The sequence below is a fragment of the Lacrimispora sp. genome, assembly GCF_046972725.1.
Lineage (GTDB): Bacteria > Bacillota > Clostridia > Lachnospirales > Lachnospiraceae > Lacrimispora.
The window spans coordinates 271671-285833 of record NZ_JBKVXF010000005.1; the positions used below are offsets into that span (position 1 = coordinate 271671).

General features: G+C 38.4%; 18 protein-coding genes. 15 read left to right on the forward strand and 3 right to left on the reverse strand.

Annotation, left to right across the window (positions count from 1 at the left end; translation table 11 throughout):
* Positions 1-5: 5 nt before the first annotated feature.
* The 8 genes from ACLTWA_RS16960 (at position 6) to ACLTWA_RS16995 (ending at position 5256) form a co-directional block, all read left to right on the forward strand.
* A complete protein-coding gene (locus tag ACLTWA_RS16960) occupies positions 6-167 on the forward strand; it encodes an HNH endonuclease (RefSeq protein ID WP_412329107.1) in 162 nt (53 codons plus the stop codon).
* A 16-nt stretch (positions 168-183) separates the two neighbouring features.
* Positions 184-687: a DUF6985 domain-containing protein gene (locus ACLTWA_RS16965; protein WP_412329071.1), complete on the forward strand. Its 504-nt coding sequence runs from the start codon at positions 184-186 to the stop codon at positions 685-687.
* Positions 688-790: 103 nt separating this feature from the next.
* Positions 791-1804: an HNH endonuclease gene (locus ACLTWA_RS16970; protein WP_412329072.1), complete on the forward strand. Its 1014-nt coding sequence runs from the start codon at positions 791-793 to the stop codon at positions 1802-1804.
* 11 nt (positions 1805-1815) lie between these two features.
* Positions 1816-2265 (forward strand): SMI1/KNR4 family protein, encoded by a 450-nt coding sequence (locus ACLTWA_RS16975; protein ID WP_412329073.1) that lies wholly within the window; start codon positions 1816-1818, stop codon positions 2263-2265.
* A gap of 313 nt (positions 2266-2578) precedes the next feature.
* Complete coding sequence (locus ACLTWA_RS16980; protein ID WP_412329074.1) at positions 2579-2971, forward strand: hypothetical protein; 393 nt, start codon at positions 2579-2581, stop codon at positions 2969-2971.
* A 243-nt stretch (positions 2972-3214) separates the two neighbouring features.
* Complete coding sequence (locus ACLTWA_RS16985; protein WP_412329075.1) at positions 3215-4441, forward strand: IS110 family transposase; 1227 nt, start codon at positions 3215-3217, stop codon at positions 4439-4441.
* A 206-nt stretch (positions 4442-4647) separates the two neighbouring features.
* On the forward strand, positions 4648-4830 hold the full coding sequence (locus ACLTWA_RS16990; protein WP_412329076.1) for a hypothetical protein: 183 nt from the start codon (positions 4648-4650) through the stop codon (positions 4828-4830).
* Between the two features lie 15 nt (positions 4831-4845).
* The gene (locus ACLTWA_RS16995) at positions 4846-5256 is read left to right on the forward strand and encodes a hypothetical protein (protein ID WP_412329077.1); all 411 of its coding nucleotides are present in this window, start codon (positions 4846-4848) and stop codon (positions 5254-5256) included.
* Positions 5257-5328: 72 nt separating this feature from the next.
* On the opposite strand, the gene ACLTWA_RS17000 is transcribed toward ACLTWA_RS16995, so the two are convergent.
* Positions 5329-5604 carry a hypothetical protein gene (locus ACLTWA_RS17000; protein WP_412329078.1) on the reverse strand — a complete coding sequence of 92 codons (276 nt, stop codon included), beginning with the start codon at positions 5602-5604 and terminating at the stop codon, positions 5329-5331.
* Between the two features lie 386 nt (positions 5605-5990).
* Here ACLTWA_RS17000 and ACLTWA_RS17005 point away from each other — a divergent pair, with 386 nt between their 5' ends.
* The 4 genes from ACLTWA_RS17005 to ACLTWA_RS17020 all read left to right on the forward strand — a co-directional run bounded on the left by ACLTWA_RS17005 (position 5991) and on the right by ACLTWA_RS17020 (position 8867).
* The gene (locus tag ACLTWA_RS17005; protein WP_412329079.1) at positions 5991-6308 is read left to right on the forward strand and encodes a hypothetical protein; all 318 of its coding nucleotides are present in this window, start codon (positions 5991-5993) and stop codon (positions 6306-6308) included.
* A gap of 320 nt (positions 6309-6628) precedes the next feature.
* On the forward strand, positions 6629-7876 hold the full coding sequence (locus tag ACLTWA_RS17010; RefSeq protein WP_412329080.1) for an IS110 family transposase: 1248 nt from the start codon (positions 6629-6631) through the stop codon (positions 7874-7876).
* A gap of 131 nt (positions 7877-8007) precedes the next feature.
* Positions 8008-8424, forward strand: a complete 417-nt coding sequence (locus ACLTWA_RS17015; RefSeq protein ID WP_412329081.1) for an EndoU domain-containing protein — start codon at positions 8008-8010, stop codon at positions 8422-8424.
* Positions 8425-8447: 23 nt separating this feature from the next.
* Positions 8448-8867 carry a hypothetical protein gene (locus ACLTWA_RS17020; protein WP_412329082.1) on the forward strand — a complete coding sequence of 140 codons (420 nt, stop codon included), beginning with the start codon at positions 8448-8450 and terminating at the stop codon, positions 8865-8867.
* Positions 8868-9599: 732 nt separating this feature from the next.
* Here ACLTWA_RS17020 and ACLTWA_RS17025 read toward each other — a convergent pair.
* On the reverse strand, positions 9600-9785 hold the full coding sequence (locus ACLTWA_RS17025; RefSeq protein ID WP_412329083.1) for a hypothetical protein: 186 nt from the start codon (positions 9783-9785) through the stop codon (positions 9600-9602).
* 68 nt (positions 9786-9853) lie between these two features.
* On the opposite strand from ACLTWA_RS17025, the gene ACLTWA_RS17030 reads away from it, so the two are divergent.
* The 3 genes from ACLTWA_RS17030 to pta all read left to right on the forward strand — a co-directional run bounded on the left by ACLTWA_RS17030 (position 9854) and on the right by pta (position 13079).
* Complete coding sequence (locus tag ACLTWA_RS17030) at positions 9854-10735, forward strand: glycoside hydrolase family 43 protein (RefSeq protein ID WP_412329084.1); 882 nt, start codon at positions 9854-9856, stop codon at positions 10733-10735.
* 192 nt (positions 10736-10927) lie between these two features.
* A complete protein-coding gene (locus ACLTWA_RS17035; RefSeq protein ID WP_412329085.1) occupies positions 10928-11899 on the forward strand; it encodes a DUF2628 domain-containing protein in 972 nt (323 codons plus the stop codon).
* A 208-nt stretch (positions 11900-12107) separates the two neighbouring features.
* Positions 12108-13079 (forward strand): phosphate acetyltransferase, encoded by a 972-nt coding sequence (pta, locus tag ACLTWA_RS17040; protein WP_412329086.1) that lies wholly within the window; start codon positions 12108-12110, stop codon positions 13077-13079.
* A gap of 77 nt (positions 13080-13156) precedes the next feature.
* Here pta and ACLTWA_RS17045 read toward each other — a convergent pair whose 3' ends face one another.
* Positions 13157-13786 (reverse strand): ECF transporter S component, encoded by a 630-nt coding sequence (locus ACLTWA_RS17045; protein ID WP_412329087.1) that lies wholly within the window; start codon positions 13784-13786, stop codon positions 13157-13159.
* Positions 13787-14163 lie beyond the last annotated feature (377 nt).

Below are 14163 nucleotides of genomic sequence, written 5' to 3' on the forward strand. Positions count from 1 at the left end.
ATTTTATAAAAGCAAATCAAACAGCAGGTTATAAATCTACCCCGAAAGGATTTACATGGCATCATGTGGAAGATGGAAAAACTATGATGTTAGTGCCAACAGACCTACACAGTGCAGTTAGGCATACTGGAGGGGCCTCATTAATTAGAAAAGGCTTGAGACCTTAATGAAAGGAGATTATCTATGATACCTAATTTATTTAAAAATGATATTTTTTGGGAAGGTACAGTAAAATTGGTTGAATGGGAAAATTTTTTTCAAAAAAAAATAGTTTTATTGTTAAATGTAGGAGGGGATTGTATTATTGATCAAATTACTGAAATTCATAAAAATGCATTTCACTATTTAATTGAACAACAGATAAATATTCTCGATGCAGCTATTAAGGAGATTTATCAAAATTACCCATTATGGCAAGATGAATATAATTATAATGAAGATGAAAAAGAATTTTTAATGCCAAATTTGTCTTGCATAGAGGATTTGAAAAAACTAGTGAATCCTAAAAAAATATATATTATGGATGTAGAAACTGATAATATGGCATATTTTGGAATTGAATTTCAATGTCGTTGGGATGAAGAACATGGTGTAGGACTGATGTTTCACAAAAATAGAGTCGTAAAAATTGGCGGTGCAGATACTGCTTTTATGACATGGATTGCTGAGGAGGATAAAGAAAGATAGGCAGTAAATGATGACAGGAGAAGCGAAGAAAGTTCCAGAGTTATAAATATAACATCATTGGAAATTTAAGAATACTTGTTTTGCTACATATCCCTATGAGACATTGAAAGGGCTTAATTCCATTGCTCTCAGCCCCGAAACGACTCTTCCTCTGATATGTAATGAGGTTAAGAATTTTTTTGTTGATAAGGTTTGTAATGGCAGTGGTGATGAACGGGCAGAAGTTGCCGGACAGGTGGTATTTGAAATTGCCCAACTTTTTATAGGAACCGGACAAGTGAAGGCCGGGACGACGATTGCCAAGACAGGCAGTGAATTGTCAACCGGTATAAAGGCTGTAAAAGCAACCACAACAGCTGAAAAAGTATTTAGTGCAGGAAAATATCTGGAATCGCCTATGTTTAAAAACCTTGGGAAGGTTCTTGATTCGACCTTAACTAAAACTGCACAAAAAAGCGGAGACTTTCTTGATAATCTTCGATTTATGCTGAAAAACAAGAACGACCTAGTTCCCTCTTACGCTGGAATTGGCCAGGCTGATGATTTTATAGGCACTGGGAAAATGCTGCAAGATGGATATACCAATCTGAAATCAATGTTTAAAAAAGCTGAACCACCTGGCGGATCTGGCGTCAACATAAAATCTGGGGTGGCAAGTGAGAATTTAGGGGATGAGGCTGGTAAGATTGTTAAGGGGGTTAATGAGGGGGCGGGTAAGAGTTTTAAACAAGGAGACTCTATACCGAAAAATATTTTAGATACAAAACCTAAAAATTCACCAAATCCGGAGAAGTGGCTTAATAATGGTGGAAAGGTTGAGATTGAAAATGATGTGTGGAAATATACCAATAAAGATGGAGTTACTGTTAAATATAATAATGGCTATCCTAATTTCAAAGAAGCTGGACAAGTAAAACAAGAGGTTGATATCGGAGAATTCAAAGATTATCGTACTGATTTTGAACGTGCAGATGAGTTAGCCCCTAATGGTCCTAGAGATTCCATAAATAATACATGGCATCATAATGAAGATGGAAAAACATTACAAGAGGTGGGTAAATCTATACATAAAGAATTCACTCATCGTGGTGGAATGTCCATTAAAAAAGCAAATTAAGGAGAATGCAAATGTTTAAAAGTACATTTAAAAAAATAACTAAGAGTGATATTGTAAATTTTGAGAATGAACTATCTACTAGGATTCCAGAGGATTATACTGAATTTTTACTGACATATAATGGTGGAGTGGTCGAGCCTTATATTAAGGTCAAAGTCAATGATCTATCATCATATGTAAATATAGACGTTATTTATGGAATTAATACAGGAAATTCTAACTCAGATATTTTAACTTGGACTAATAAATTTTCGGATGATATGTTAGAATCTTCCCTAATAATAGCGGACACATTGGAAAATGGTTTTATAATTTTAATATGTACAGGAGAATACAAAGGAGTTTATTACTGGGACGATTCGTACCACTTTGATTCTTCAGAAGATGATATGAATACATATTTTATAGCGGATAGTTTTTCTGATTTTCTTAAGATAATTAACGAATGTAAAAACAAATAACTATTATAGATAAAAAAACTGGTTAAATTTTACGAGGTGTACCTATGCAGACACCCTAAAGAGCCTTGAACTTGGCTTATTTTAGAGTGGTTACAGCCACCTGATGGGTGACTTTTGTCTTATTGACAGCCACCTAGTAAAAAAGAAAGGATTTGACCGAAATCCTTATGCAGTCGGCATTGCCGTCTGCTGTGAATCGGCTGGAGCGCCGTAAGGTGCACCTGCCTTTAACCTGCATCATTTTCGACCCCATGGTTCATCCCTGCTTTTAGAGCAAAATCAAGCGAGAATTTTTCAGTTCAGGAATTTATAAATGGTTGCAGATGTGCGACTTGAGGGATATGAAAAACTGGCATATATGCGACATTTTTCTGAAAAAGCAATTGGAAGACAAACAGGAGGCAATAGCAATCCAAACAGTTATCAGGTGCAACGTGAAAAAACTATGTTTTTCAAATTTGCCCAACGAGGTGTTTTATTGCCTGAATGGCATATATGTCCAGCCATGGATTTTAAAGGTCACATAGGGGCAATATTTTGCGACACAGGGCAAACTGAAAGTGGTCTATTGATTCTGTTCCACCAGAAATTTAGGCAGATCATCCACCCTATGGTTCATGGTGAACCATGGGATTTACAGGAAATTGGTTCTATGGTAAAATTGGGCTGCCGGGGGTTACAGGGGGTAAAAACACTTCTTCTGTAGCTCCCTTTTCTGTTCTTTTTTCTGCCGTTCCTTCTCCCGAAAATAAATCCAGAAATGACTTGCAATCCATTCCATACAGAGTTAACATCAACAACCAATAAAAGAAATAACTTGTCCTTTCACCCATTGGTTTGTTGTAGATAGGCTGTCGCCCCCTTGCGGACTCATGAAGAGTTAACGCTGTCATCTGAGGTTGCCGGTGCAGAAACTGATTGGTTGGAAACAAGATCTGGAGGGAGAGAATTGCAGAGAAGAGAAAATCTGCTTTATGTGGGGATTGACCTTCATAAGGAAAGTCATACGGCAGTTATGGTGAACTGTTGGAATGAAAAGTTAGAGGTAGTCGTGATAGAAAACAAGCCCAGTGAATTTAAAAAGCTGGCAGAAAAGGTAAACAGAAAATCCAATCATCTTGGGCTTGACCCCATTTACGGATTGGAGAATGCATACGGCTATGGCAGTAGTTTAGCTGTCTGGCTAATTGAAAAAGGTTACATTGTAAAAGACATTAATCCGGCGCTTGCTTATGACCAGAGAAAAAGTGCACCTATGCTCCGTAAAAATGATGAGTATGATGCGTATTGTGTGGCAACGGTTTTGATTAACCAGTTACATACTTTGCCGGATGCAAAACCAAAAGATAATGAATGGACACTGGCTCAATTAGTAAATCGGAGAGATTTACTGGTGAAAGACGGTATTCGCTTTAAGAATGGACTCCATGAGCAGATATCCATAGCATATCCTAGCTACAGTAAGTTCTTCAGCGAGATAGAAGGAAAATGTGCCATGTATTTCTGGAAGACCTACCCGTCCCCTGTCCATTTGCAGGAAAAGACGGCAGAGGATCTAACCATCGAATTTAAGGAAATATCTCGTATTATCAAGAAGGATAAAGCGGAATTGATTCTGGATTGTGTCAAGAATGATGGAAATACCTTTCGGGAATACCAGGAATCCAGAGATTTTATTACAACAAGTCTGGTAAGAGACTTGGAACATCAGAAAGAAGAATTGGCAGGGCTTGATAAAGAAATCGAGAAGATCCTGCTTAGTTTTGATTATAAACTGACCAGTATACCCGGAATTGGAACTTCTATTGCTAGTAAGCTGATTGCAGAAATCGGAGATATTCGAAGATTTTCCAATGCTGATAAGCTGGCAAGATTCGCAGGAGTTGCTCCTGTAAAGTTCAGTTCTGCCGGAAAAGGGAAGGAACAAAGCTCCAGACAGGGAAACCGCCAGTTGCATGGGCTGTTTTATTTCCTGGCAGTAACCATGGTGTCCAGACCAAAGAACGGAGCACCCAATCACCCAGAATTTTATGACTATTATATGCGGAAAATAGGTGAAGGAAAGACAAAATCTCAAGCACTGGTCTGCATTATGCGTCGTTTGGTAAACATAGTTTACGGAATGATGAAAAATAAGATAGAATACCGGGAACCGACTCGAGAAGAAGAACAGTAATTTTTTCCTTAAAAATAGCACGAAGATGTGCTATACTTTTTTAAAATGAATACGAATTTTTACCGTTCGTCAGATATCTCAGTACTCCACCTGAGGGGACGGGTAAGATTAAAAGCATTGATGAGATACTTCAAGGTGCAGAGGATACAACTAATAATGCTGGAGTTGCACGTAACTTTGAAAAATCGGGAGGATTTAAAAAAACATTGGAGGATTTTGAAGCATTAAACCCATCAAATGTTAAAGATATTCAAACTCAATATGGTTCAGGAAAAGTTGGAACTTTAAGTGATGGAACAAAAGTTGTAGCTAGGCCTGGAAGTAAAACCGGAGGTTCTACTTTAGAAATAAAAATATCAAGTAAAAAAATTTATAAGATAAGATATTAAAGAGAGGGCATTTAGATGGAAAAATGGCAAGAAGTTTTTGAAAATAAGATTCCCAAGGCTCAGTATGAAATATTATTAGAGAATGGGGAGGAAAAAGGATTAATAATTAATCTTATTTCGGCTGGATTTAAAGTACAGCTAGATTTCGGCGCAGTGACAGCTTTTAGAATGTTAGACGAGGGCATAGCACTTAACAATCTATTTAAAGATGAACATGTTGAGCATTTCCGAAAGATAGGTTTTGCTAATGTAATTTATCAGGTAACTGGGGGAGAATTTGATACCTTTGTTAAGAAGATTGGTGATAGCCTTTATGAATATTTAGAGCTAAAACATTATGTAATAATTTCAAAGAACTATATTGTTGAGATTATTACAGAATGGGAGCCTGATATTAAGAAAATGGTTTCGGTAATCGAGGACTAAACACCTTGCTCAGTCCCATGAAAAAAATAGAATAAGACTGAGCTATGTTGTATTCTAGGCTTTTTTACTAGTCTATAATTTATAAATATATTTAAGGATTTTTATTCCATCCATAAATCCATGCTGATACAAAAAGTTCTCTTCTAAGGAAAAAAGATTTGTGAATGAATCAATGTAATATTCAATCAACTCTTTCTCTTTATTGGGCAAATGTTCAATGAAATTCTCCGCCTGTAGAATCCGTTCTTTTTCCTGGTCAGGTTTCTCGGGCTGGTTTTTATGAAATGCATTAATTAACATGTTGATACGTTCCTGAATAAACATTTCCAGTAATTCCGGTTCGGTCATAATGCTTCCCTCCTTTGAGAACATATGCTACCGAAATTCTTTCAGAAAGTCGATATCAGAAACTACTAAAGATAGGTGCCTTGATTTGGACAAAGAGATTAGACGAGGTCAAGTATTATTGGTCAGGGGTTATTGAAGTCGTTACTGACACCGTAGTTTATTTGTGTAAATGGTGCTTTTCTGCAAGTGCGACCCCGGTTACGACCCCAATGCCAGGAATCCGACCCCCATGAAAAAGTCCTTTCAGTCCGCATTGCGGGCTGATGTAATCCGAGCCGGGGAAGTTTTTGACCCCGGCTCTTTAACCTGCATCATTTTCGACCCCATGGTTCCTCCTGCTTTTGGAGTAAAATAGAGCGAGAATCTTATAGTTCAGGAAGTTATAAATGATTGCGCTTATGCGACTTGAGGAATATGAAAAACTGGCCTATATGCGACATTTTTCTGAAAAAGCAACAGGAAGACGAACAAAAGACAATAGCAATTCAAACAGTTATCAGGCGCAAAAGGAAAATCCCATGTTTTTCAAATTTGCCCAACGAGGTGTATTATTGTCTGAGTGGCATATATGTTCCACTATTGGTTATAAAGGTCACACAGGGGCAATATTTTGCGATACAGGGCAAACTGAAAGTGGTCTATTAATTCTGTTACACCAAAAACTTAGCTGGTTCATCTGCCCCATGGTTCATGGTGAACCATGAATTTACATCAAACTGTGTCTATGGTAAAATGATGCTGCCGGGGGGTACAGGGGGTAAAAATACTCTTTCTGTAGCTCCCTTTTCTGTTCTTTTTTCTGCCGTTCCTTCTCCCGAAAATAAATCCAGAAATGACTTGCAATCCATTCCATACAGAGTTAACATCAACAACCAATAAAAGAAATAACTTGTACATCCACCTATTGGTTTGTTGTAGATAGGCTGTCGCCCCCTTGCGGACTCATAAAGAGTTAATGCTGTCATCTGAGGTTGCCGGTACGGGAACTGATTGGTTGGAAACAAGATCTGGAGGTGAGAGTAACGTGAAGAAAGACATTTCACGTATGCAGAAAAGAGAAAATCTGCTTTATGTGGGGATTGACCTGCATAAGGAAAGTCATACTGCAGTGATGGTGAACTGCTGGAATGAGAAGTTAGAGGTTGTCGTCATAGAAAACAAGCCCAGTGAATTTAAAAAGCTGGCAGAAAAGGTAAACAGAAAATCCAATCATCTTGGGCTTGACCCCATTTACGGATTGGAGAATGCATACGGCTATGGCAGTAGTTTAGCTGTCTGGCTAATTGAAAAAGGTTACATTGTAAAAGACATTAATCCGGCGCTTGCTTATGACCAGAGAAAAAGTGCACCTATGCTCCGTAAAAATGATGAGTATGATGCGTATTGTGTGGCAACGGTTTTGATTAACCAGTTACATACTTTGCCGGATGCAAAACCAAAAGATAATGAATGGACACTGGCTCAATTAGTAAATCGGAGAGATTTACTGGTGAAAGACGGTATTCGCTTTAAGAATGGACTCCATGAGCAGATATCCATAGCATATCCTAGCTACAGTAAGTTCTTCAGCGAGATAGAAGGAAAATGTGCCATGTATTTCTGGAAGACCTACCCGTCCCCTGTCCATTTGCAGGAAAAGACGGCAGAGGATCTAACCATCGAATTTAAGGAAATATCTCGTATTATCAAGAAGGATAAAGCGGAATTGATTCTGGATTGTGTCAAGAATGATGGAAATACCTTTCGGGAATACCAGGAATCCAGAGATTTTATTACAACAAGTCTGGTAAGAGACTTGGAACATCAGAAAGAAGAATTGGCAGGGCTTGATAAAGAAATCGAGAAGATCCTGCTTAGTTTTGATTATAAACTGACCAGTATACCCGGAATTGGAACTTCTATTGCTAGTAAGCTGATTGCAGAAATCGGAGATATTCGAAGATTTTCCAATGCTGATAAGCTGGCAAGATTCGCAGGAGTTGCTCCTGTAAAGTTCAGTTCTGCCGGAAAAGGGAAGGAACAAAGCTCCAGACAGGGAAACCGCCAGTTGCATGGGCTGTTTTATTTCCTGGCAGTAACCATGGTGTCCAGACCAAAGAACGGAGCACCCAATCACCCAGAATTTTATGACTATTATATGCGGAAAATAGGTGAAGGAAAGACAAAATCTCAAGCACTGGTCTGCATTATGCGTCGTTTGGTAAACATAGTTTACGGAATGATGAAAAATAAGATAGAATACCGGGAACCGACTCGAGAAGAAGAACAGTAATTTTTTCCTTAAAAATAGCACGAAGATGTGCTATACTTTTTTAAAATGAATACGAATTTTTACCGTTCGTCAGATATCTCAGTACTCCACCTGAGGGGGCGGGGAATATTACTAGTAATATTTCCCCTGAGATGGAAGCAAAGATCTTAGAGGGACAAAGAATTGGAACTGGTAATAAGGTAATAAGTGGACATTCTCCAAATGCTGTTAATAATAATAGCCCCATCTTTGCTGTAGAAGAAGTAAAAATAAATGCGGATGGCACAAAGGTGGTTAAGTTCTATAAGCAATTTCCTGATGGTAATGTTTCTAGACTAAAGACAAGCACTATCTTTCCTGATAATTGGTCAGATGATGCAATTATTAGTGCAATTCAGGATGTGGCAGATAGTACTCCTATTGGAATAAGGCCATTAGATGGGCAGACTTTACATAGAGGTATTGTTAATGGTGTCGAAATCGATGTAATTAAGCAGGGAGAACAGGTATTATCTGGTTATCCAGTAGGTGGTAAACCCACACCAGGATTTGAACCTATAAATCCATAAATTTTAGAAAAGGACTATAGAATATGTATAATAAATTAGACGAATATTTAGTTGAATTTTCAGATGAAAACTCGTCAGATGATTATTGGTATGATGTTGGTTTTGAATATGCTTGCCAGTTATTAAATAAGTTTAAAGAAGAAGATTGGTCAAAGCTAATACAACGGATTGATGAAAAAAATATTATTTGGAAAAAAAGATTGGTATACTGCTTTGGTGATAATAAGAGAGATGAAGAATTGAATATTATTTTGAAGCTTATTGATACTAAAGATGAAGAACTATTTGTAATGTGTATTGATGCACTTTGTGAGATAATCGGTAAAGATAATAAAAGTAAAATTGCATCTAATCAAGTTATTGAAAGAGTTTTACAATTAATTCCTGAAAGTGGTCTAGCAACAAAAAAGGTCTTAGAGAGATTTATTCAACAAATTAATTAAGATATAAAAAGAATTTTGGAGTGATCGAAAGATTTTGTAAACCTCCAAACTGATGTGCGATATCTATTTGGTGTACCTACACAGGCACCTTAAAAAAACTTTAACTTGGCTGATTTCAGAGTTGTTACAGCTACCTAATGGGTGATTTTATCCTTTTTGACAGCTACCTAATAAATAAGAAAAATTTTATCTCAAATCCTTATGCAGTCGCCATTGCCGGCTGCTTTAAACTGGCTGGAGCGCCGTAAGGTGCACCTGCCTTTAACCTGCATCCTTTTCGACCCCATGGTTCATCCCTGCTTTTGGAGTAAAATAGGGTGAGAATCTTATAGTTCAGGAAGTTATAAATAGTTGCGATTGTGCAACTTGAGGGATATTAAAAATTGGTCTATATGCGACATTTTTCTGAAAAAACAACCGGAAGACGAACAGGAAACAATAGCAATCCAAACAGTTGTCAGGCGCAAAAGGAAATTTCTATGTTTTTCAAATTTGCCCAACTAGGTGTTTTATTGCCTGAATGGCATACATGTTCCACCATTGGTTTTAAAGGTCACACAGGGGCAATATTTTGCGATAGAGGGCAAACCGAAAGTGGTCTATTTATTCTGTTCCACCAGAAATTTAACTGGTTCATCTGCCCCATGGTTCATGGTGAACCATGAATTTACATCAAACTGGTTCTATGGTAAAATAAGGCTGCCAGGGGTTACAGGGGGGTGAAAAATATTCTTACTGTAGTCCCTTTTTTCTGACTTTCCTTCTCTTGAAAGCAAATCCAGAAATGACTTGCAATCCATTCCATCCAGAGTTAACATTAACAACCAATAAAAAAATTGTGCCAAAGGCGTTGCCATAACCTAACCTATCACTATTTTCATCTCTATACATCCCCACCACCTCTAAAACACCTATCATTTCTACCCCCACCATATTATAATAAAATCAGCAAAACCTACAATCACCCAAAGAAAGGAAGCCATTTCATGAAACATCAAGATATAAACATCAGAGACCCCTTTGTCCTGGTGGACACCGGCACTTACTACTTATATGGAACCAGAGCAGATACCTGCTGGATGGAAGCCGACGGCTTTGACTGCTATACCAGCAAAGACATGGAGAACTGGGAAGGGCCTTTTGAAGTCTTTCACAAACCGCAAGATTTCTGGGCCGATAAAAACTGCTGGGCACCGGAAGTTCATAAGTACAACGGTTCCTACTATATGTTTGCCACCTTTAAAGACAGTAAAGTCCATGGAGGAACTGCAATTTTAAAAGCCTCAAATCCGCTTGGACCATTTACCCCACATAGCAAAAAGCAAATTACTCCAGGCGATTGGGAATGCATTGACGGCACATTTTATTTAAGTCCAAACAAAACTCCATACATGGTCTTTGTACACGAATGGGTCCAGATCTCTGATGGGGCCATCTGCGCTGTTGAACTCAGCAAAGACTTAACAAAAGCCGTTTCCCAGCCGTTTGTCCTCTTCCACGCCTCAGAAGCTGCTGGATGGATAGTTCCCATCACGCCGCAGAACAGACCCGGAACTCATTATGTAACAGACGGCCCATTTCTCTACCGTACCGAACACAACCGCCTGCTCCTTCTATGGTCAAGCTTTGGAAAAGAAGGGTACACAGAAGCCCTTGCCTATTCCGATAACGGCGATATCACAGGCAGATGGGTCCAGGATAACAGACTTCTCTTTCAAAAAGACGGCGGCCACGGTATGATTTTTCAAAATATGAACAATGACCCATATCTCACGCTGCACACCCCAAATGAACATTTAAAGGAACGTCCTGTCTTCTACGCATTAAGAGAAAAAGACGACACCCTCTGGCTGAAAGAAAAGGCATAAAAGAGATCATCTTACCAGAAATCCTTACTCCCAAAAACCATTTAAAAAGCCCTACTATAAAAATCTTGCTATTTTTTACATGAAGACGTCAATTTTTTACATAATGCCATATTTTGTCATGTTTTGCTGTTATAATGAAGAAATCCATGCGATGTCATTGGGTTAATTCACTTCATTTAAAGGAGATCATAAATGGAAAACCAACAACGAACCTGGGAAGATTGGGCTGCTGAAATGTTTGTAGGTAACAATTATTATTATTATAAAAAGAAGTGGGAAAACCAGAGCCCGAACGGCTCTTTTTCCAGCTGGAACTGGGCTGCCTTTCTCTTTCCTTATTACTGGCTGGCATATCGTAAAATGTATTTATACGCATTTCTTTCCGTTATTGCTTCTTTTGCATCCACTATCATACCATTTGGTGGAATCATCACTCACGTTGTAACAGGCGTATATGCAAACTACTGGTACTACAGCAAATGCAATACAGCTATAAAAACAGCTTCCCAATACAGGAATGAAGATGCGGCTGTATATTTAAAAAAGCAGGGAGGAACCAGCGGACTTTCTCTGTTCCTATCAATTGTCATCAATATTTTACTTGCTTCCGCTATATTTGCAGGACTTTATACATTTTATTTATACACCGAACGTACCACATCATCTTCTGTTGAATTAACTTCACCCTCTTTACATACAACTGATGTGCCGGAAGCTGCCACCTATGAAGTAACCACCAAAGACGGCCATATTACCTATACAGTTCCTGAATATTATGTACAGACGGAATATGAAAACCCCGATCTGTTTTTAAGCTCTGATTACAACGATTTGACTCTTCTGTCGTATGATTACAGACAGGAAGATTTTGACGACACCGTAGATGAGCTGTTCTTTATAGAAGAAACAGCCAGACAATATTCCGAAGAATATATGCTAGAGCCTGTCACTGATACGGTTCTTCCTGTTCTTGACTCTAATACCTCTCAGGCTCTATTTTCTAACGCGGATGAAGGTGTTGTAACCTATTATTATATTACCTGTAAGAAAATTGATAAATATTACGTAATAACACTTTTTGTTTCCTCTCCGGATAATTGGCTGAAGTATCAGAAAGAAATTGTAGAAATCATTTCAAGTGCCACATCAAACAAAACGATTTAAAACTTTGCTGAACTTCTATCAGCCCATTAATTACGAATTATTATTCAAATCCTAAATTGTTTTAAAAATTATTATACTAAATTTTACCAAACTGGTTGTGATCCGATTGGATTTGAGATAATATTTGAAGTAATGGGCAAAGTATTTCTATCATAATCATTGAACTACAAAACTCATAAACAGAAAAATAAATACGGAGGAAATGAATATGTTCGAATCTATGATTGCTGCGCTGAAAAACCAGAAACGAAAGATTGTATTTACAGAAGGCACAGACCCAAGAATTTTGGAAGCTGCAAGCAGGCTTTATAAGGAAGGGATTTTAACTCCCATCCTTTTAGGAAACCCGGAAGAAATTGAAAATTCCGCAAAAAAATGTGGATGGCCTGTCGATGGAATTGAAAAGATCGACCCTCTTCACTATAATGAAACTGAAGAAATGATATCAAAGATGGTGGAACTGAGAAAAGGAAAGATGGATGAAGCTGCCTGCCGTGCTGCTCTTTTAAAATCCAATTATTTTGGCACCATGCTGGTTAAGATGGGAAAAGCCGACTGTCTGCTGGGAGGAGCCACCTATTCCACCGCTGATACCGTAAGACCTGCCTTACAGTTAATCAAAACAAAACCAGAAAGTAAGATCGTTTCCAGCTGCTTTATCCTTTACCGCCAGACAGAAGGCGGAAATGAAATGTACGCTATGGGAGATTGTGCCATCAATCTTGACCCCACAGATGATGAACTGGTTGAAATTGCATATGAGACAGCCCGTACAGCAAAGACATTTTCCATTGATCCAAAGGTTGCCCTGCTTTCCTACAGCACACTGGGTTCCGGAAAAGGCGAATCCGTTGATAAGGTAAACCGCGCTGCCAATAAATTAAAATCCATGAACCTGGACTTCCCGGTGGATGGAGAACTCCAGTTCGATGCTGCTATTTCCCCAACAGTTGCCAAAACAAAAGCATCCGGTTCTCCCGTTGCAGGAAATGCCAACGTCTTTATTTTCCCTGATATCAATGCAGGAAATATCGGGTATAAAATTGCACAGAGATTAGGTGGTTTTGAAGCCTTCGGACCCATCCTTCAGGGACTGAACGCGCCGATTAACGACTTATCAAGAGGATGCAATGCTGACGAAGTTTATAAAATGTCAATCATAACCGCAGCTCTGATTTAAGATATCATTAAAAGTAAATATAATACCATAAAAAACGGCTCCCCTTAAATTTCAAGAGGAGCCGTTTCTAATATAACCTATCTTTTCATCACTTTAAATAATGCCTGAGAAACCGCCACCGTCAAAATTCCGGCCACGATCGCCTCAGGAATTCCATTGATGCAGATTATTCCAATAATTACCGAATAGATTCCCTCCGTCAGCCCTTTGGCAGCATGTCCATACTCTTTTCCAAAAAGAAAATAAATCAGATTCATTACCAAAAGTGTATTGGTTAATGATCCGGCCGCCCCAGCTGCCGCCAGCGCAATGGTTCTTTTTCCCTTTTTGTCCTTAAATCCGTGAAGCACTGCCCGAAACACGTAATACGATACGATACCAATTAAAATCCTCGGAACCATACAAATGATCAGGCTCCCAAAATTACCGCCGTACTCTCCCACCTTTATGAACGGTGAAAATACAAAGGATGTCAGATTAGGCATGTAGGTATTTTTCCACAAGCTGGTCAGTCCAAACACCATTCCTAAAAAACCGCCATATTTTGGTCCAAGAATAATGGCTCCAATTATGACCGGAACATGGATAATGGTGGCGTTCATAAATCCCAGTGGAATATATCCTAAGGGCGTAAATGCCAGGATTACGATAATGGCAACGAATACGGCTGCCAGTACCAGGTTACGGGTTTTGTTCTCAATGTCCATCTTATACCTCCTGTGCTACTGTTCTTATGATAAGATACAATGCAACTAGTTACCTTTGCATTATACCTGCCGCCAAAGGCTTCCGTCAATCCATGTCCTCAAATTCACACGAAATTTGTTAATTTACATAAAGTTATCAACAAAGTGGGGATAACTTGTGGAAAACTATCTTGATACTATCTTGATAACCCCCCATTTGTTCACAAGCATGTCCTCTCATCCCCGATAAATAAAAGTTTTCCAGAATGTGAATAAGGGAAGTTTTAAAAACTTCTCTTTTTGTGGACAACTTCCTTCCCGGATGGTCATCAACATATCATTCACAAGCAATACACATCCTCTGCACACACTTATCCACAATTTTTTACTAATGTCAT